This window comes from Bacillus smithii, from assembly GCF_001050115.1.
GTDB lineage: Bacteria > Bacillota > Bacilli > Bacillales > DSM-4216 > Bacillus_O > Bacillus_O smithii.
On sequence record NZ_CP012024.1, the window covers coordinates 2,001,551 to 2,019,814 of the forward strand.

Annotated in this window: 17 protein-coding genes, 1 other RNA gene and 1 riboswitch; of the genes, 4 read left to right on the top strand and 14 right to left on the bottom strand. The window is 40.5% G+C overall.

Features of this window, described 5'->3' with window-relative positions:
• Nucleotides 1-86: 86 nt before the first annotated feature.
• Nucleotides 87-188, bottom strand: a riboswitch (purine riboswitch).
• Between the two features lie 394 nt (nucleotides 189-582).
• From BSM4216_RS09340 to BSM4216_RS09375, 8 genes are all read right to left on the bottom strand, one after another.
• Nucleotides 583-2,094: a carboxypeptidase M32 gene (locus BSM4216_RS09340; RefSeq protein ID WP_048623533.1), complete on the bottom strand. Its 1,512-nt coding sequence runs from the start codon at nucleotides 2,092-2,094 to the stop codon at nucleotides 583-585.
• 219 nt (nucleotides 2,095-2,313) lie between these two features.
• Entirely contained in the window at nucleotides 2,314-3,462 is a 1,149-nt protein-coding gene (locus tag BSM4216_RS09345; RefSeq protein WP_048623534.1) for a THUMP domain-containing class I SAM-dependent RNA methyltransferase, read from the bottom strand.
• Nucleotides 3,463-3,585: 123 nt separating this feature from the next.
• Nucleotides 3,586-3,986, bottom strand: an RNA gene (gene rnpB, locus BSM4216_RS09350) — RNase P RNA component class B.
• An 81-nt stretch (nucleotides 3,987-4,067) separates the two neighbouring features.
• Nucleotides 4,068-4,406 carry a cell division regulator GpsB gene (gene gpsB / locus BSM4216_RS09355; protein WP_003355088.1) on the bottom strand — a complete coding sequence of 113 codons (339 nt, stop codon included), beginning with the start codon at nucleotides 4,404-4,406 and terminating at the stop codon, nucleotides 4,068-4,070.
• 114 nt (nucleotides 4,407-4,520) lie between these two features.
• On the bottom strand, nucleotides 4,521-5,096 hold the full coding sequence (locus BSM4216_RS09360) for an SLOG family protein (protein WP_048624476.1): 576 nt from the start codon (nucleotides 5,094-5,096) through the stop codon (nucleotides 4,521-4,523).
• A 150-nt stretch (nucleotides 5,097-5,246) separates the two neighbouring features.
• Entirely contained in the window at nucleotides 5,247-5,483 is a 237-nt protein-coding gene (locus BSM4216_RS09365) for a CotD family spore coat protein (RefSeq protein ID WP_048623536.1), read from the bottom strand.
• A gap of 287 nt (nucleotides 5,484-5,770) precedes the next feature.
• Nucleotides 5,771-7,060, bottom strand: coding sequence for a ribonuclease H-like domain-containing protein (locus BSM4216_RS09370; protein WP_048623537.1), 1,290 nt, complete (start codon nucleotides 7,058-7,060; stop codon nucleotides 5,771-5,773).
• Between the two features lie 5 nt (nucleotides 7,061-7,065).
• Complete coding sequence (locus BSM4216_RS09375) at nucleotides 7,066-9,354, bottom strand: DEAD/DEAH box helicase (RefSeq protein ID WP_048623538.1); 2,289 nt, start codon at nucleotides 9,352-9,354, stop codon at nucleotides 7,066-7,068.
• A 156-nt stretch (nucleotides 9,355-9,510) separates the two neighbouring features.
• Here BSM4216_RS09375 and BSM4216_RS09380 point away from each other — a divergent pair, with 156 nt between their 5' ends.
• Complete coding sequence (locus BSM4216_RS09380; RefSeq protein ID WP_082142301.1) at nucleotides 9,511-9,966, top strand: Hsp20/alpha crystallin family protein; 456 nt, start codon at nucleotides 9,511-9,513, stop codon at nucleotides 9,964-9,966.
• A gap of 75 nt (nucleotides 9,967-10,041) precedes the next feature.
• Here the strand turns inward: BSM4216_RS09380 and BSM4216_RS15915 are convergent, their stop codons facing one another.
• Nucleotides 10,042-10,518, bottom strand: a complete 477-nt coding sequence (locus BSM4216_RS15915; protein WP_053083248.1) for a YppG family protein — start codon at nucleotides 10,516-10,518, stop codon at nucleotides 10,042-10,044.
• A gap of 173 nt (nucleotides 10,519-10,691) precedes the next feature.
• Here BSM4216_RS15915 and yppF point away from each other — a divergent pair, with 173 nt between their 5' ends.
• Nucleotides 10,692-10,910, top strand: a complete 219-nt coding sequence (gene yppF / locus BSM4216_RS09390) for a YppF family protein (RefSeq protein ID WP_048623539.1) — start codon at nucleotides 10,692-10,694, stop codon at nucleotides 10,908-10,910.
• A gap of 153 nt (nucleotides 10,911-11,063) precedes the next feature.
• Here yppF and BSM4216_RS09395 read toward each other — a convergent pair whose 3' ends face one another.
• The 3 genes from BSM4216_RS09395 to BSM4216_RS09410 form a co-directional block, all read right to left on the bottom strand.
• Nucleotides 11,064-11,465 (bottom strand): YppE family protein, encoded by a 402-nt coding sequence (locus BSM4216_RS09395; RefSeq protein WP_082142380.1) that lies wholly within the window; start codon nucleotides 11,463-11,465, stop codon nucleotides 11,064-11,066.
• 283 nt (nucleotides 11,466-11,748) lie between these two features.
• Nucleotides 11,749-11,979 (bottom strand): hypothetical protein, encoded by a 231-nt coding sequence (locus tag BSM4216_RS09400; RefSeq protein ID WP_048623540.1) that lies wholly within the window; start codon nucleotides 11,977-11,979, stop codon nucleotides 11,749-11,751.
• A gap of 355 nt (nucleotides 11,980-12,334) precedes the next feature.
• A complete protein-coding gene (locus BSM4216_RS09410; RefSeq protein WP_244878002.1) occupies nucleotides 12,335-13,324 on the bottom strand; it encodes a DUF2515 family protein in 990 nt (329 codons plus the stop codon).
• 114 nt (nucleotides 13,325-13,438) lie between these two features.
• Between BSM4216_RS09410 and recU the strand changes: the two genes are divergently transcribed.
• The gene (recU, locus tag BSM4216_RS09415) at nucleotides 13,439-14,053 is read left to right on the top strand and encodes a Holliday junction resolvase RecU (protein WP_048623542.1); all 615 of its coding nucleotides are present in this window, start codon (nucleotides 13,439-13,441) and stop codon (nucleotides 14,051-14,053) included.
• 77 nt (nucleotides 14,054-14,130) lie between these two features.
• Entirely contained in the window at nucleotides 14,131-16,875 is a 2,745-nt protein-coding gene (locus BSM4216_RS09420) for a transglycosylase domain-containing protein (RefSeq protein WP_048623543.1), read from the top strand.
• Nucleotides 16,876-17,025: 150 nt separating this feature from the next.
• Here BSM4216_RS09420 and BSM4216_RS09425 read toward each other — a convergent pair whose 3' ends face one another.
• Nucleotides 17,026-17,562 carry a YpoC family protein gene (locus tag BSM4216_RS09425; protein ID WP_048623544.1) on the bottom strand — a complete coding sequence of 179 codons (537 nt, stop codon included), beginning with the start codon at nucleotides 17,560-17,562 and terminating at the stop codon, nucleotides 17,026-17,028.
• Nucleotides 17,528-18,214, bottom strand: coding sequence for an endonuclease III (nth, locus tag BSM4216_RS09430; RefSeq protein WP_048623545.1), 687 nt, complete (start codon nucleotides 18,212-18,214; stop codon nucleotides 17,528-17,530). Before nth ends, BSM4216_RS09425 begins: the two co-directional genes overlap by 35 nt.
• Nucleotides 18,215-18,264: the final 50 nt, after the last annotated feature.

Genomic DNA, 18,264 nt, shown 5'->3' on the forward strand with positions numbered 1-18,264 from the left:
CATTGCATTCCCCAAACATGAGTGAAGCAATGCCCTTTGAGCTTTTAAAGGGACAAGGAAAAACAGGACAGATCAAATCAAATCGGTCCGCCTCATTGCTCACTCATAGTCAGACTGTTTACGGCAGTCCGGTAGAGACTGGCAAGCCATATTCTTGCCATTATATGAGTGAATGCATTTTGAAATTTTACTAACATTATAGCAAATTAGTAAGTGATTTCAATAGAGAATACGAACATTATTTTGTTTGAATAAATCTTTCCACGATATATTCCTCTTAATTCTGAACATTCTTTATTTTTCTGTTTTTTTATACTTTCGGAAAGATTCGCAGCGATGCTATTACGTTACCTATGGTTTACGCCCAACAATTAAAAAAATGCTTTCATACAAGCCCCTACTATTTAACGATAACGGTATCACACCAAAGCCATAAGCTAGAAAAAGAGGAGAAACTTTTTTCTCCTCAAGAAACATGAAACGCTTTTTGATCGGATGATCCACTATATAACCATAAACTTCTAAAAAATGAGATCATGCCTTTTTCAAAGAAAATCAAACATCAGACGGTTTTCCGGTGAGCTATAACCGGTAAATGTCCGTATATTTATTGCGGATGTAACGGATGAAATATTCCGGATTTAATTCTTCTCCTGTCGCATCCATTAAAATTTCGAGCGGTTTTTTTAATTTTCCGTATTGGTGGACATTTTGATTGAGCCATTCTTTGATCTTAAGCAATTGGCCTGTTTCCAGAAGCCCCTCCAAATCAGGTAAATCCTTTTTCATACTGTAGTAAAATTGGGCTGCATACATAAGTCCGAGACCGTAGGAAGGAAAATAACCAAAATCTCCTCCTGCCCAGTGGATATCTTGGAGCACGCCTTCTCCATCGTTTTGAGGAGAAACGCCTAAGTATTCTTTATATTTTAAATTCCAAATTTCCGGTAAATCTTTCACCTGTATTTCATCTTGGAAAAGCGCTTTTTCTATTTCATACCGAATAATGATATGGAGCAGATAAGTACATTCATCGGCTTCGATCCGAATCAATCCCGGCTTTACTTCGTTCACCGCCCGATAAAACTCTTCTGTAGAAACGGTATCAAACTGGCCATTGGAATAGCGCTTCAAGAGATCAAAATGCTTTTTCCAAAAATGACGATGTCGGCCGATAAAATTTTCATAAAACAATGATTGTGATTCGTGAATGCCCATTGACGTGCCGGCACAGAGAGGTGTTCCGATCAAATCATGGCGGATATTTTGTTCATAAATGGCATGACCTCCTTCATGGATCGTACCGAATATGGCGACCCGGAAGTCTTGTTCATTATAGTGAGTCGTTACTCGAACATCACCCGGATTTAAGGCTATTTCAAAAGGATGAATCGTTTCGTCCAATCGGCCGGCTTCTAAATCATACCCCATTTTCTTTAATATCTGTAAGCTAAATAAGCGCTGATTTTCTTTTGGAAAATATTCAAATAAAAAATCGGTTTTTGGTTTATGAGGCGACTTCTCAATTTTTGAAACAAAATCTACCAGAAATGTCCGGACCTTTTTAAAAACAGGATCTAAAACATCCACTGTCACTCCTGGTTCGTACAAATCAAGCAATGCATTGTATGGATGGCCTTCATAGCCCCAATATTCAATAAATCTCTTCTTATACTCAACGATTTTTTCTAAATAAGGTCTAAACATTTCAAAACGACTTTCTTCTTTTGCTTGTTCCCATGCATTCTCCGCTTTTGACTGCAATATTATGTACTCTTTATATTCTTGAGTCGGAATTTTTTTATTGCGATGATATTCCTTTTTGCATTCTTCTAGTATTTTTGCAACTGTCGGCGAAAGCTTTTCTTCATGAGGGGATAAACTGGCAATAAAAGATGCCATTTCGTCGGAGACAGACATTTGAAACAATTCAGAAGACAATACCCCCACCACATTGGCACGCTGCTGAATTCCTTTTTTAGGCGCACCTGTCCGCATATCCCAATAAAGAAGATTTAAAGCCTCTTGAAAAGAGGTCATTTTTTGGATATATTGCAAAAAATCGTTTTCAATTTCTTTCGTCATTGGATTCATATAGGTCCCCCCTTTTCTCCGTATGAACCCATTTTACCACATTTTCCAAAAAATATCGGCGGGCTTTTAAAAACGGTCTAATTGCGAAGATTTCGAAAAGTATATTTGCTTTCTATAGATAAACCGACCACTCGCTATTTAATCGAACAATCCGATACAGTCTATTCGATACCGGAGCTTTCTGCACAAATATTAAACTGCGGGGAAGACCCCCGCCAATCAATATGATCTCATGTCTTTTGGTGGTTTCGGCCCCCAGTATTGATAAAAATCCGTTCTGATAAATCCGTTAAACAACTTTCTTTTTTTCGTTGCCGGTTTTCCATAAAATGTTTCAAATTGCCGATGGGAAGTCAAAATATAAATCGACCAAGTCTCTAATTTTGCAAAAGTCCTCCCCATTTCCCGATACATAGCCTCTACTTCCGCTTTTTCTCCTAACCGCTCTCCATACGGAGGATTCCCGACGATCACTCCGTATTGTTTTGTGGTATGAAGATCTTTTACCTGCATTTGCTTAAACTGAATCATTTCGCCTAGGCCAGCTTCGTAAGCGTTCTGTTTGGAAATGTCGATCATCCGATGATCGATATCCGTCCCCATAATATCCAATTCTCGGTCGTATTCGGCAAGATCTTCCACTTCAGTGCGAGCATCGTCCCAAATAGCGGTATCCATCCAAGGCCATGTTTCAGAAACAAAACTGCGATTGAATCCAGGAGCAATATTTTGACCAATTAATGCCGCTTCAATCGGAATGGTTCCCGAGCCACAAAAAGGGTCGATAAACGGACGGTCCGGCGTCCAATTCGTAAGCAATACTAAAGCCGCTGCCAGTGTTTCTTTTAACGGCGCTTCTCCCTGTCCAGCACGGTAGCCTCTCTTGTGCAGTCCGCTGCCCGATGTGTCTAGCAACAGTTCCACTTCGTCTTTATGGATGGCCACTTCAATTTTGAACAAAGCTCCGTTTTCTTCCAGCCATGAAGGGTGATGATACGCTTTTTTTAGACGTTCGACAATCGCTTTTTTGACGATCGCTTGGCAGTCCGGAACGCTGTACAGCTTGGATTTAACGGATTTGCCTTGAACGGGAAATTCAGCATCTACGGGCAAAAATTGTTCCCAAGGCAACGCTTTTGTTTGTTCAAAAAGTTCATCGAATGTGAATGCCTTAAAATGGCCGACGCGAATTTTGATCCGGTCCGCCGTTCTCAACCAAAGATTGGCACGGGCAATGGCTTTTTCATCACCTTGAAACAGGACTCTTCCGTTTTCGGTTTTGCATTCGTATCCCAAGTTTCTGATTTCCTTCGCCGCAATGGCTTCCAGTCCCATTGCAGTAGTCGCAATAATGGTATATGTTGACATTTCATCACCTATTCATTTTTCATTGATAACCGTATGTAGAACAAATGGGACTCCTTCTTAAACCCATAATAAAAGCTCCCCCAAAAGGAGAGCTTTTTATACATCCTATTCCCGATAATAACGTTCTGTAAGCCATGTTCTGTTCCTTCGTACTGCAAGCGACTGGGATAGTCTCGTACTCAGGCGGTAATCATCTATCTGCAAGCAAGAACATCTTGCTTGCCCTTCTCTCCGTTCATTTCCTTCGAGAAGGCGCCCCTACCATAATTTGGGTTGCTCACTCGCGGGGTTTACCTCGTTCCACCTTTGCGATTTCTCGCAAAGCTGCGTCACTGTGGCACTTTCAAGGTAATCATACCATATCCCTTTAAGGGACTTAGGTATTTTCCCTGCCGTCAGCCCAGCAAATGCCGAGCTGCCCTGGCTTATGGTTTCGCCAGGCACGAACACTACGGGCATCTCAGCACCGTGTGAGCATGGACTTTCCTCTGCAGCCTTTAAGGCGGCAGCGATTACCTGAACGTTATTATCCTTTTGGCTTGAACTATTATAAAAGAAACAGCGCAAAAATTCAACGTCATTTTCTTTATTCATGACGAAAAAGGTTAATCTTCATAAAGCTTATCGCCGAATACATGTTTTTCTAAATTGGAAAGTCTTTTTAAAATGTCATAATTGGTGACAGCTGGCTGCGGCTGGCTGGCCGGCTGCGTTTGAAGCCGTGACATGGATGGAGACTCCACTTTAGACGCTTTTTCAAGCTTCATTTTCAATCTTAAGTTTTCTTTTTGCAATTCTTCAATGGCTTGGTGAAAAGTTTCGTAATCTTTAATGACAAGATCCAAAAATTGGTCAACTTCTTCTTGATTATATCCCCGCATGCTTGTCTTAAATTCTTTTTCTAAAATATCTTTCGCCGTTAACTTTACTTTATTAGATAACATAAAAGCCATCACCTCTATTTTCAAAAGGTCCGCTTTCTCCAGCAGGACTCGACCATCCAGTATGGAGAGTACACTTTATTTTTTCAAATATATGGACTTTTGTCAATTATGAACCTACCAATCATGATTTTCCCATTGTTCTTCTTCTACAATGTTCTGCAAATCAAAAAAAGTGATTTGCTTAATTCTATAATACGGATTGATTTCTTGGTATTTTTTAGCTTGTTGATAAAGGTACTTTGGCGATCCTTCCTTTTCTTCATCATATAAAAGGACTAGACAATCGCTTTTTTGAAGAAAGAGCTTGTTTTTATTTTGAAATTGCCAGGGACCGGTATAAGGCTGTTTAGAAATGGAATCCACAAAATCTGCGTTGTTCAGAATGTCATAATACATCTCTTGGTTCGCTTCATTCCAATTTTTCTCCTGATCTAAAAAAGGAGTTAATACAGCCAGCTTTAAATCAGGATGTTCTATCCGCATGTTCAATACCACATCCGCTGTCCAGCACTCAACTCCCAATTGACCGCTAATCAGGACCCATTCAAGACCTTCTTCCAATAATTCTTGAATTTCTTTTTGAATGCCTTTTTTTATGTAATCAATCGCTTTGGCATCATGATGAAAAATACCTAATTCTATCGGCTTATATCCTGATACAGCAGCTACCTTCGTATCAATCCCTCCCATTGAGTTCAAAACAAGGTCCGTCCCCTTTCGCATAAGGGGCCAGACCCTTCCTGGTTTTGCCGCTCACTTTCCCTTAAAAGAAGCTAATTTTTCTCATAAACCGCAAAATAAGGCAATACTCGAAAAAAGTGTATCATTAGGCACTTACCGTTAAGGACCAAATAGCGGCCTTGGCTCCGGCCCGAATCCCACCAAATCTTGGTGAAGCGCATCATTCACTGTCGGTTCTGTATATGGAAAATAGCGCTGATGCTGAAAAACATGGTGATTAAAAGTGGTTGTATGACTTGGATGGATGTGTGGTACTACATAATGATGAATCAGATGATTTTCGCGATTAATTGTCGGATGAATAATCGGCGGTAATACTTTTGGTCTGCAATACATGTTTTTTCTCTTTTCTCTCCAGGTTTTTATATGAATAGCCTATGAGAAAAAAGAGAAACATGTATTAATGCAAAAACCTAATTTACAGGAAAGAATAGAAAGTATCTTTTAAATGAATCATCATCACACTCATGACGAGAATAAACACAAAAAATAAAACCAGCAATGCCCGATACACTTTCAATCACCCCTGTGTTTAGTTCGTTCTGTCTATATTTTATAATCATCTGTACCAATCCTCAAATGAAAAAATGACCATTTGTCGAATTTTGCGATTGCCCGGGAAATTACCTTGTCCATTCTTGATTCTTCAATAATTTGCGCCGGATCCGTTCCAATCTTTTATATAGGTCATTTGTCTCCGTTTGTTCTTTTCTCGTTCTTCCATGCCATCGCTTATAGTGGTCGAGTGCTTTTTCCGCAAAGGTATAGGCAGCCTCCAAATTTTTTTCTTTATGTTCATAATACTTGCTAAGCTCAATGAGGGCTTCTTTTTTCATGGCGATAGGCCCTTTTTCCGCTATTTCAAGCCATAGCGGTACAGCTTTCTCATACTGTTTTCCCTTTTTGTATTCTTTTGCCAGAAGCTGCTTTGCCCGAAAATCAACGCTGCTATCTGTCTTTTTTTCTTCCACCAAGTCTTCTAAAGATCGCATTGCCTGTTTATTTTCGCCAATATAGTGGAACCATTTTGCCACTTGGTATTTTTCATTTTCTGTTTGATCGACAAGACCCAGAATTTGATAGGTTAAATGGATGTATAACGAAATGAGGCTAAGTATATCATGCTCATTATGCTTTAAAATGCCTATCATTCCATCCGGCTTTTTTCTTTCTACATAATCAAAATAAATCATCGGAGCCAAATAGCCGGGAACGTCATCCTTCCGTTCAATTCCTAAAATGCTCTTTTCCACATTGGACAGTTTAACGGACTCGAGTTTCTCTTTCCACATTCTCCGTGCAGCATGGAATAAATCAAAATGACCGAATTCCGGCAGCTTTGGAACATGCTCGCGGATTAAAGTATGTCGTGTTTTCACCTGTGGCCAGTCAAACGCTTTCCCATTGTAAGTAACCAATTTTTGGTAATCGATATTTTCCAAAAAACTTTGATAAAGTGCAATTTCATAACCCGGTTCAGGCAAAATATGCTGAACAACTTCCACTTGATGGTCCAATACACGGGCATGGCCCAATAAAAAGATCGTATTGCCCGCACCGTGTCCCAGCCCCGTGGTTTCCGTGTCAAAGAAAAACAGCTCATCATGAGATAGTCCCTTGGCTGATAAAGGATGGTCACCATCCCACTGGTTCCAATGCCGGACAGCTTCGATCAGCTCACGGAAACTGTACTTGCCATGGCGATGATCGAGGCTGTAAAACGATCGGCGAATCAAACAGTATTGATGGTCAAAAAAATAGGGCTCAGCTCCAGCTGCTCGCCATTCATCGAGGTAAGGAATCTCTTTCTCTTCTTCCTGTTCCGTTTTTGGCGGGTTTTGATCTAATCGGACCACTTCTTTGTCTCGTACTAAATGGGATTTCATTCGTTGCAGTTTACTCGATAACGACATGTTCCTCACTCCATCGGTTCATTGACCGCTTTAGCGAAAAGATCTAGCAGCCGTATTGTATGATCTTTGCCGTGCTTTGAAGCGACATCCGTTCCAATACAGGACGGACAGCCGTTCTCGCAAGGACAACTCTCAACCAACTCTTTTGCGCTGAAAATCATTTCTTTCATTCGGTTATACACTTCCGTGCTTAATCCAATGCCTCCCGGATAATGGTCATAAATAAAGATCGTCGGTTTTCCATTGTAATTTGCTTTTACTTGAGGCGCTATATGAATGTCCGAGGGATCGCATAGAATATGCAACGGAATAACGGCTTTTAAACTATGCGCAGCGCCAATCAATCCCTCTTCTAAATGTTCTTCGGAAAAAGTTTTTAAATCTTGCTGCAAAGAAATCCAAGCGGCACTCGTATGAATTTCCTCTTCCGGAAGATGAATAGGTCCTGAACCAATATTTTCATGGGTATCTAGTTTTATTTTTTTGAAAATAGTCGGAAGAATATGGATTCCTACATCACCAAAAGAGATTAGCGCCTGTTCATTTCCCCGCTGTTTGTCAATTTCCAACACTTGGAGCTGAATCGCGAGGTTGGCATCCGTATAATAATCTACATCCACTTCTCTTACATACGCTTTTTTTTCATCCCAATCCAATTTTTCAACTTGATATTGAATTCCCTGATGAAGATAAATCGCTTCTTCATGAAGAAGTGTCATGGCGCTAAAGCGGTCCATTTCCCCAATCACTTTGACATTGGCTGTTTCCGTCGTATCAATAATCACGACATTCTCTTGAGAAGCAGACCGCAAGCTGATATTATGAGCCGGGAACGAGTCGTTCATCCAATACCAACGTTCGCCTTTATAATGAAGAATTCTTTCCTCTGTCAAAAACTCCAAAATCTCTTCCACTTCTGCATTTCCAAACGTTTCTCCTTTTTGAAAAGGAAGTTCATATGCAGCACATTTTATATGGTCTACTAAGATGATTAAATTGTCTGGATTAATCCGTACTGTTTCCGGTTTTTTGTCCAAAAAGTAATCCGGGTGATTGACAATATATTGATCGAGAGGGCTGGAAGTAGCCACCATGATCACTAAAGATTCTCCTTGTCTTCTGCCGGCTCTGCCCGCTTGCTGCCAAACACTGGATACCGAACCTGGATAACCCGTCATCACACACGCCTGCAATTGACCAATATCCACGCCCAATTCCAGAGCATTCGTACTGACTACTCCGTAAATATCTCCTTTTCTTAAACCTTCTTCGATTTCTCGCCGTTCCGATGGCAAATAGCCGCCACGATAACCACGGATGGACTTAGGACCTAATTCATGCTGGACTAGTTCCTGCAAATAGGAAAGAAGCAGTTCCACCCGGACTCGGCTTCTAGCGAATACGATGGTTTGAATTTTGTTTTTCAACAGTTCGCCGGCTATTTTCCGAACTTCAAAAAGCGCGCTTCTGCGAATGTTCAGCGGCTTGTTGACGACCGGCGGGTTATAGAATACAAAATGCTTTTTCCCGCTTGGAGCGCCATTATTGTCGATCAAAGCCATAGGCGTTTCGCAAATCGCTTGCGCTAACTCCTTTGGATTCGCAATCGTCGCTGACGTGCAAATAAACACTGGATCGCTTCCGTAAAATCGGCAAATTCGCTTCAAACGCCGAATGACATTGGCCACGTGGCTGCCAAATACTCCACGATATATATGCAATTCATCAATAATGACAAACTTTAAATTTTCAAATAAGGAAACCCATTTTGTATGATGGGGCAAAATCCCGGAATGCAGCATGTCCGGATTGGTAATGACAATATGTCCGGCTTTTCGGATTTTTTGCCGGATTCCCGACGGAGTATCACCGTCATATGTATAACTATTAATATCAGCCCCAATTTCCATTATCATTTCGTTTAATTCGCTTTTCTGATCTTGTGACAACGCCTTTGTCGGAAATAAATAAAGGGCTCTTGATGAAGAATCGGACAAAATGGATTCAAGAACAGGTAAGTTGTAGCACAATGTTTTTCCCGAAGCAGTGGGGGTCACTACGACAAAACTCTCACCATTTCTAGCTTTCTCATAAGCTGCAAGCTGGTGAGTATAAAGACGATCGATCCCCCGTTTTTGAAGCCCTTCTTTCAATAAAGGATGAAGCGTTTTTGGAAAGGGAGCTGTTTTCGCTTCTTTTTCGGGAATGGTATGCCAATGAACAATCTGATCCTTGATGGATTCATCCGTTTTCAGCCACTCAATCGCTTCTTGTATCGTTTTTTTCTTTTCCATTTCATCGTTCACCTCAATACTGCCTATTGTACCGAATAAACGTTCTCTTTAAAAGAAAAAAGTTGCACCATATAACACCCGCAAACGGCAGTCACCTCTCCAATATTTTGGCATATTGTAAATGAAGAGAACCGATTGAAGAAAGGAGAATAGAAAATGGCGATGGACAGCCATCTTCCAGAGAAACCGAAAAAGCACAATACGTTTGACGACTGGATGAAATCCATGAACGGCATTTTTCCTGAGCGGCCGATGAAAAATTTCTTAAAGCACATCGATGAATTTTTTGCCGGCTCTTTTCCGGTGGAAATGAGAGAAAAAGAAAATGAATACTGGATATTGGCTAAACTGCCCGGTGTATCAAAAGAACAAATTGGAATAGAAATCAATGCTCAATTTGTCACTATTACCGTTTCTGAGCGAGAGTATGTACTGGAGGAAAATGAGAAGCGGCAAATCGTGCAAGAGCAAACTTCTTTTAGGAGACAATCAAGAACGATTCCTCTCCCTGCACTGGTTAATGAAAAAATGGCAAAAGCGAAGTACAAAGACGGCCTGCTAACATTGATTTTACCGAAAAAGAAAGGGAAAATAATTGAACTATCCGATTGACATGATTTTTTTGCAAACCACGTATGAAAACCCGCCTTCCAAAACGGCGGGTTCTTTCATTTCCTGGGTTGAATCCTATGATTGTTTAAATACGCTGCCAAACCCTTTTACCACACTCGAAAATTGATTCATTACCGCCATCATCTGACCGGCAGTGTTAATCATTTTGTTCATATCCAAGGTGCCATCCTGATTTTTGAAAGAATTCATGATCGTGTGAAATCCGCCTGATGGCGGTTTCATTAAGTTGCCTTTCGGGTATGGATGCAAATAGTTTATTTGTGTGGGGACAGTATGTTTCTTAGGATGCAGCGGATTTTCAAATAAGTCGCTGCTGTTCGTTGTTGCCGGGGGCTGATTCGGGATTGCGGGATAAACGAAAGAACTCCCGGCATTTTCCGCATTTAAAGGATCATAAGCTTGATAAGGGTAGTGAGCATAATGATGAAAAATGGGACCAGACTGGCCATGAGGTAAAATTTCATAAGGTTGGCCTGGATCAGCTTGATAATGAGCCAAATACGGATAACCGCTAGTCGTTTGCCTCCGCATCATGTTTTCTCCTTTCTCTATTTCTGTTGATTTATTTTATGTGGCAAAAGTTGAAAAGTGAATTCATAATTTTCCGATAATGTCGATATTTGTATATCTATTTTTTACAAAAATGTGTCCAAATAAGTGGCTATTTATGTTAACATAGAACAAAAAAAGAGGGGGTTGATAAAATGACCATTCACGAGTTAAAAGAAAAATTTCTGGAAAAAAAATCTTACCCGCCGCGAGATTTTAATCAGCTTCTTGATTTTGCCAGAAATTTGTATTTGTTGAATGAGCTGCCTCTCAGAGACTACAGAGACGTTGTTCGTGATTTAGAAACCGCCGGAGCAATCAGTCCCATTGTCTTGGAACAATCGTTATGGAAGAATACAACTTCTGCTTTATAATCTCAATAAAGAAGCGGATTTTAAAAGGTTAGTCCGTCCCTTTTAAAATCCGCCTCTTTTTTGTTTCCGCCTTAAATCTCCCTTTATGCGCCCTTACGAAAATATTCCGCCCATATGATTCTATTCCTTGTCTGATGATTGAAAAATGAAGTTTTACGATTCATTGTCATTAATCACATTTTTTGAGGATTCTCCATCATGAACATTCCGTTTTACTTCATTTAAAACATACTCCACTGTATGAACGGTTTGCTTAAAACGACTGTAGCTAGTTTTTGGAAAAAAGGCTTGTACAGCGATGATTTGCAAATTTTCTAATGTCGCGGTTATTTGTTGTTTATGGATGTACTTCGGTTTTTGACTCATAAGCCACTTTTTTGCTTCCGCTTCCCATTCATCACTTAACGATTTCATTTTATCTGCAAAAGGCTTCACTTCCGTATAAAAATCCATTTCTTTCCCCGTTGATCGAACGGTTTCATACACTTCATCCGCCTGCTGAACAAGCTTTAACAGTTCGCTAGTTAATATCCATAAATTTGATTGTCCAGCCATATACATCCCCCCTTTAATCATAAAACAAGATCTAACCAAATCATCTTTAATCAATGGGGCTGCCGTTTCAAGCACTGAATAAAAGTTTCGTGCAAAGCGGATACGTACAAAAGGAAAGAATGAAAGACGCAAGATAAAAGGATGGTCCAAATATCGAAAATATAATGAAAACGGCTTTTGGCGAATCAATATGAAAGACTTTGACATTCCCGCTGACAAGAATAAAAAAAGCAGCTTATTTATCATCTATAAGCTACTAAAAAAACTATAACGAAACTGTTCTTCACAACGCAAGTTTTCTAACAGATGAAGGGTTCATTTGTGTATAGGAAATGTATTCCACATTTGCTTCAATATCTGCCAATTGGTCCATAAGCCATTTTTTTTGCTTTTCAATCGATTGAAATCCCGCTTCTTTCTCCTGATGAATACTGACCGTCAAAAGATCATCCATATCTTCGACTTTCTCTTCTATTTGCTCAAACAACTTTAAAATTTCTTCTCTTTGTATCATAGAATTTCCTCTCCTTTCCTTCAAGGTATTACCCATATTCTTGATTTTTTTGCCATTCCCTGCCTTCTTGACAAAACTAGATGCCATTCGGCAAAGAAAGAATTTTTTTAACAGAATGGGCTATTCTTTTCCTTCTTTCACCGTATTTTTCCTTTCCGAAAAGCTAACAATAGGACGGGAGGTGTACAATATAGCTGAGAAAAAAGAACAAAAGCCGAAAAACCAAGGTACTCGTTCTGAGACAAAATCCGCCTATGGTGACAAAAAACTCTCGGGACCTAACCGCCCATCAACGTAGTCCATCATTCATTCAAGACCGAAAAAGCAAGGAATTCCTTGCTTTTTTGGATTCTTTTTATATCTTTTTCATCAAGCTTGCCCATTGGAGTTGAATCTGCTTTTGAACAAACCATTCTGTTAAATGGACGGGTTTTCCAGGTTCGGAATCCATAAACCATTCATCTTTGATGACCGCTTCTTGCGACCAGTCTCTCCTTGTATGTATATGATGTTCCACGATCGGAAATGCCCATCGAAGCATGGGCGTCTGGCTATAAAACGGCTTTTTCATAAAACGCTCGTAATCTTTCCGCGAACCAGTATGCTCCACCTTTCGAGCAAATAACAAAAAATGAGGATAAAGATCCGTATGAAACAAGATATGAGCCAACCGCTTTCCTAAATCGATTCGCGCATCCACGTTGCGAAACGAGGTCACGCTGGAACCGTATAAATTTCCATTGATCGTCGGAAATAAAACCGTGCTGAAATGCAAACATTCCTCCACCCAAAACAGCAATGAACGAAAAACTTTCTTTTTGTACAGAGGATGTTTTAATATCGGTTCTTGAATAACGTTTTGTTCATTGATGATAAGTGCTTTCAGCAGCCGATCTCCGTCTTTTTCCACCCAAAAGCGCTCCCATTCTTCAATCATAAATTGGGAAACGCCCCAGCGATCTAAACTTCGAAAAAGAGGGAGATTTTCTAATTTGGAGAAATGATATAGAAGCAATTGCGGATACGCATCACGAAAAATCAGCCAATTGGCTCTTTCATAAGCTAAAAACATATGGTCCCTAGTTTCTTCTTCTAATAACGTGATCAATTGTGGACTTTTTAAATCACACATATTATATCCAGCATTTCTGGATACCATCGACGCCAAAAAAGCCCATTTTATCTCTGGGTGATGGCGGTAAAAATGAAAATAAGCGCTCGTTCTGCTGATATTATCCATGTTATGGCGCCAAACTGCCTTTAAAATAACGTCTTCCATTGAGGAAAAACGGTCAGCACCAACGATTTTGGAAAAAATACAACGAAAAAATAAGGTTTTGTTCATATATCTCGCCTCTTTTCCATATATAAGCTTATGATAGCGACAATTTCAGATTTTTATTCCCCCATTTCGGCTCGGTTTCTGATATGATATGTAGTAGTCTGCGAGGTGTTGATCGTGGAGTTTCATTATCCAAATGGAAAAAAATACAATCCTTCTCAACAACAAATAGCGAAAAAAGGCCATTCAAAACCGATACGATACGGCAATCGAGGAATGACTCTCGAAGAAGATCTCAATTTGACCAATCAGTATTATTTAGAAATTGGACATGCTGTCATTCATAAAAAGCCGACACCTATTCAAATTGTTCAAGTAGATTATCCGGCAAGGAGTGCCGCTGTGATCAAAGAGGCTTATTTCAAACAGCCATCCACTACAGACTATAACGGAGTATACAAGGGGAGATATATTGACTTTGAAGCCAAAGAAACGAAAAACTTGCACTCTTTTCCACTGCAAAATTTTCACGAACATCAAATCCGCCACATGATGCAAGTGGAACAACAAAAAGGCATCTCCTTCGTTATTATCCGTTTCACCACAACGGATGAAGTGTTCTTGCTTCCGAGCCAACATCTTTTTCGATTTTGGGAACGGATGAAAAACGGGGGAAGGAAATCCATCAAAAAAGAAGAAATTGAAAATTATGGGAAAACTATTCCGATTAAGTATCAACCTCGCATTGATTATTTGGAAGTGGTAGACATTCTTTACCATTCTTATTTTTAATTTCTGCCAAAAAACCCATAATGATATCAAAGTAGAAAGCGATTAGGTTTTTATTTTTGAAAGTGAGGAGTAAGCTTATGGCTGACCAATATAAATCACGCACAGAACGACGAAGACAGCAAAGCAAAAAACCAAAAAAGAAGCGAAATGGCGGTTCTTTGGCCAAACGTATCCTGTTATCATTGGTGATTGTCGGTCTCGTCATGTTGGTGGGCGGGATTGGAACGTTCGCCTACTTCATTAAAGACGCGCCTAAATTAAATGAATCGATGCTAAAGGACCCCATTCCTTCCAAAATTTACGACAAGGATGGACACTATATTACCTCGGTGGGATCCGAAAATCGGGACTATGTCAAATATGACGAGGTCCCCAAACCAGTGAGAGATGCGATCATTGCCACCGAAGATGCCCGTTTCTACCAACATCACGGGATCGATATTATTCGAACCATTAAAGCCATTATCAGCAATGTGACAAACGGTTATGGTTCCCAAGGCGGAAGCACCATCACTCAGCAAGTAGTCAAAAACTCATTTTTGACTCATGAAAAAACGATTAAACGAAAAGTACAAGAATGGTGGCTGGCATATCAGCTAGAACGTAAATATACAAAAGCACAAATCTTTGAAATGTACGTCAATAAAATTTATATGTCTGATGGCATATTCGGAATTAAAGCAGCGGCAAAGCATTACTTTAATAAAGATCTGAATCAATTGAATCTGACGGAAGCAGCCATGCTGGCCGGTATGCCACAAAGCCCGAATAATTACAATCCGTTTGAACATCCGGAACAAGCAGAAAAACGAAAGGATATCGTTTTATCATTGATGAAACAACACGGGAAAATTACTGAACAGCAAATGCGTCAAGCGGAAGCGGATCATGTCACTCATTATCTTGTCCCTCCATCCAAACGAAAAGTCGATACGGCGGATAACAAGTATGGTGCTTTTATCGACCTTGTCGTGGATGGAGTGAAAAACATGGGCGGTTACAACGCTTATTCCGATGGATTGAAAATTTACACCACTTTGGATCCGGATGCCCAAAGCTATGTAGAAAATATGATGAACACCAATGATGTCATTCAATATCCGGATGACAAGTTTCAAGCCGGGCTCGTTCTTTTAGATACGAAAACTGGTGAAATTCGTGCAATCGGAGGCGGAAGAAATCAAAAAGTAAGAAGAGGCTATAACTATGCTGTCGATGCCCACAGACAGCCAGGTTCTACGATTAAGCCTCTCATCGATTACGGTCCTGCGATTGAATACTTGAAATGGTCCACCTACCACCAGCTGACCGATGAGCCTTACAGCTACTCAAACGGACAACCGATTCGCAATGCCAACGGCACCTATAAAGGCCAAGTATCGATTCGAAAAGCGCTGCAATGGTCTTACAATATTCCGGCTTTAAAAACATTCCAAGCCGTCGGTCCTGATAAAGCAAGCGAATTCCTTTCCAACTTGGGAATTCATTTCGACCATATGTATGAGTCATACGCCATCGGCGGAATGGATCAAGGTCCTTCACCGCTCCAAATGGCAGGTGCATACGCGGCGTTTGGTGATAACGGTATTTACCATAAACCGCATTGTATTAAGAAAATTGTGCTGCGCGATGGCGAAACGGAAATCAAAAATCAGATTGACCCGCAAATTGCCATGAAAGACTACACCGCCTATATGGTGACGGATATGTTGAAAGACGTCGTCAAATCCGGTACAGGACAAACGGCGAATATACCTGGACTTCCTTTAGCAGGAAAAACCGGAACGACCAACTATGATGAAGAAACGCGGCAAAAGTATGGTATTCCTGATTATGCCAACAAAGATTCGTGGTTTGTTGGCTACACTACAAAATATTCAATGGCCGTTTGGACCGGCTATCCTGAACCGAATAAAAACTATTTAACTCCTGAAGAATCCAAAATTGCTCAGAAAATGTTTAAAAACGTGATGGCGCATGTTTCCTCCAATACGGAAACAAAAGACTTTAAAAAACCGAAAAGCGTTGTCGAATTGCCGATTGTAGCAGGATCCGATCCGCCACGGATAGCCAGCAAAAGCGTGCCGAGGGATAAGGTTGATTACGAATTATTTGTCCGCGGAGAAGAACCGACCCAATACTCTGATGATTCTTCAGAGGACAATAACCAAGAAAAGAAAGACGATAAGAAAGAGGAGGAACAAACCGTTTCTGCACCATCTGGTTTAAGCGGACAGTACGATCCGTTAACACAAAGCATCACGTTATCATGGAATTACGATCAACCGGCCTCGTTTGAAGTGACTGCCTCTTCAAGCCAAGGCACTACGACTCAAACGACGAATGGTACGTCCATCGTGATTTCCGGCGTCCAACCTGGTTCAACTTATTCATTTTCAGTGGTGGCCATTGTAGATGGCAAACGCAGTGCACCTGCTTCTACGAGCGTAAATGTTCCAGGTGAAGAAAATTCGGATCAATCACAAGGCAATAATCAAGGCCAAGGAACGACGAATCCAAATGAGAACCCAACCGACAACAATAACGGAAATGAAAACAGTAATAACGGCATGAACGGCGGTAACAATAATAATGACAACAGCAACGGCAATAATGGCAATAGCAATAACCAAAATCCAGAGCAACCAAGTAACAACACAGGAAATGGAAACCAAAGCGGCGGTAATGGAAGCAATAACCATACACAGCCAAGTCAACCGAATCAGCCATCTACACCGTCCAATCAAAATAAACAACAACCCGTTTCAGGACAATCAACGAAGGGTTCGGCTTCGACCAACAGCGTTCCGCCTAACGAATAATAGACCTGCATCCATGACCAAGGGGATTTTTCCTCTTGGTCTTTAAAATTTGATTTTCAAGAGAAATGACAAAAAAAGGACTACCCCTTCTTGCTTTTCACAATGATCTTACGTCTTCCAAGATACTGTGAAAACGAAGGAGTAGTCCTTTTACTTTGCTTCTTTTTGTTTCCGTTTTTGAATAGTAGCCATTTTAGCATATTGCTTATACTGTTCTGTAAACAGTTCATCCAATTGCCTGAAAGCAGGATAACTATTTGGCCTTTCCATAATAAATTGAAGCCGTTCAGCTCCATTTACGGGTTTAGCATAAAATCCATCCATTTTCTCTTTCCAATTGCTAAGTTCGACCGGCGCAGAATTGCTCCAAAACATCAACATAAAAAACAACGCTATTCCTGCCCTCATCTCGCTTTTAAGTACTTTTTCTCTTTTGGAGAATTTTCTTTCTAACCCTTCTCGAATTTTTTCCCATTTGTTCAATAAAATCGGAATCGATTTTTCTGGATTTTCCCAAGGGTACTCTTCTATTGGACTATTCCAATAAAAAGACAACTCAAAAAGAAAATAAGGAAATTTCTCCAGTTCTGCTGCTGATAACGGTGCTTGATTTTCATCGAACGGTTTTGAGCGCAAAAAGAAAAAATCGTCCTCAAGCTCCTTCGGTAGTTCTCTTTGCTTCTTCAAGCCCTTTCTTCCCCTTCATTCTTTTTTTTCCTTCACGGCACAAAGACAATAACGGGCATTCTTCGCATTTCGGCGATTGCGCTTTGCAGTGATACCGTCCAAAAAAAATAAGCCGATGATGAGTGATGGACCATTCCTCTTTCGGAACCTTCTTCATAAGAGTTTGTTCCACTTCCCACACACTATCTTTCCAGCGGCAAATTCCTAATCGCTTGCTCACTCTTTCCACATGAGTATCCACCGCTATGGCCGGCTGTCCGAAAGCAATCGAAACGACGACATTCGCGGTTTTCCTTCCAACTCCGGGCAATTTCATCAGTTCCTCTTTCGTTTCCGGTACTTGCCCTTGATGTTTCTCGATAAGTATTTTGCACAATTTTTGAATGTTTTTTGCCTTAGTGCGATAAAGCCCGATGGATCTAATATCTTGTTCCAGCTCCTCTAACGGAACACGAACATAGTCTTCCGGTCTTTTATATTTTTGAAATAATGATTTTGTGACTTTATTAACATGCGCATCGGTGCTCTGGGCAGACAGCACTACAGCGATCAGCAGCTCGAATGGATTTCGGTGATTCAGTTCCCCTTTCGCATTGGGAAACATTTTGGCTATTACGTCTAAACAGTAGCGAATTTGCGATTTTGTCAACATCATCGTCACCGCCTTTCTCTCTAAAAATAGACTGACCCATTGTCCGTAAG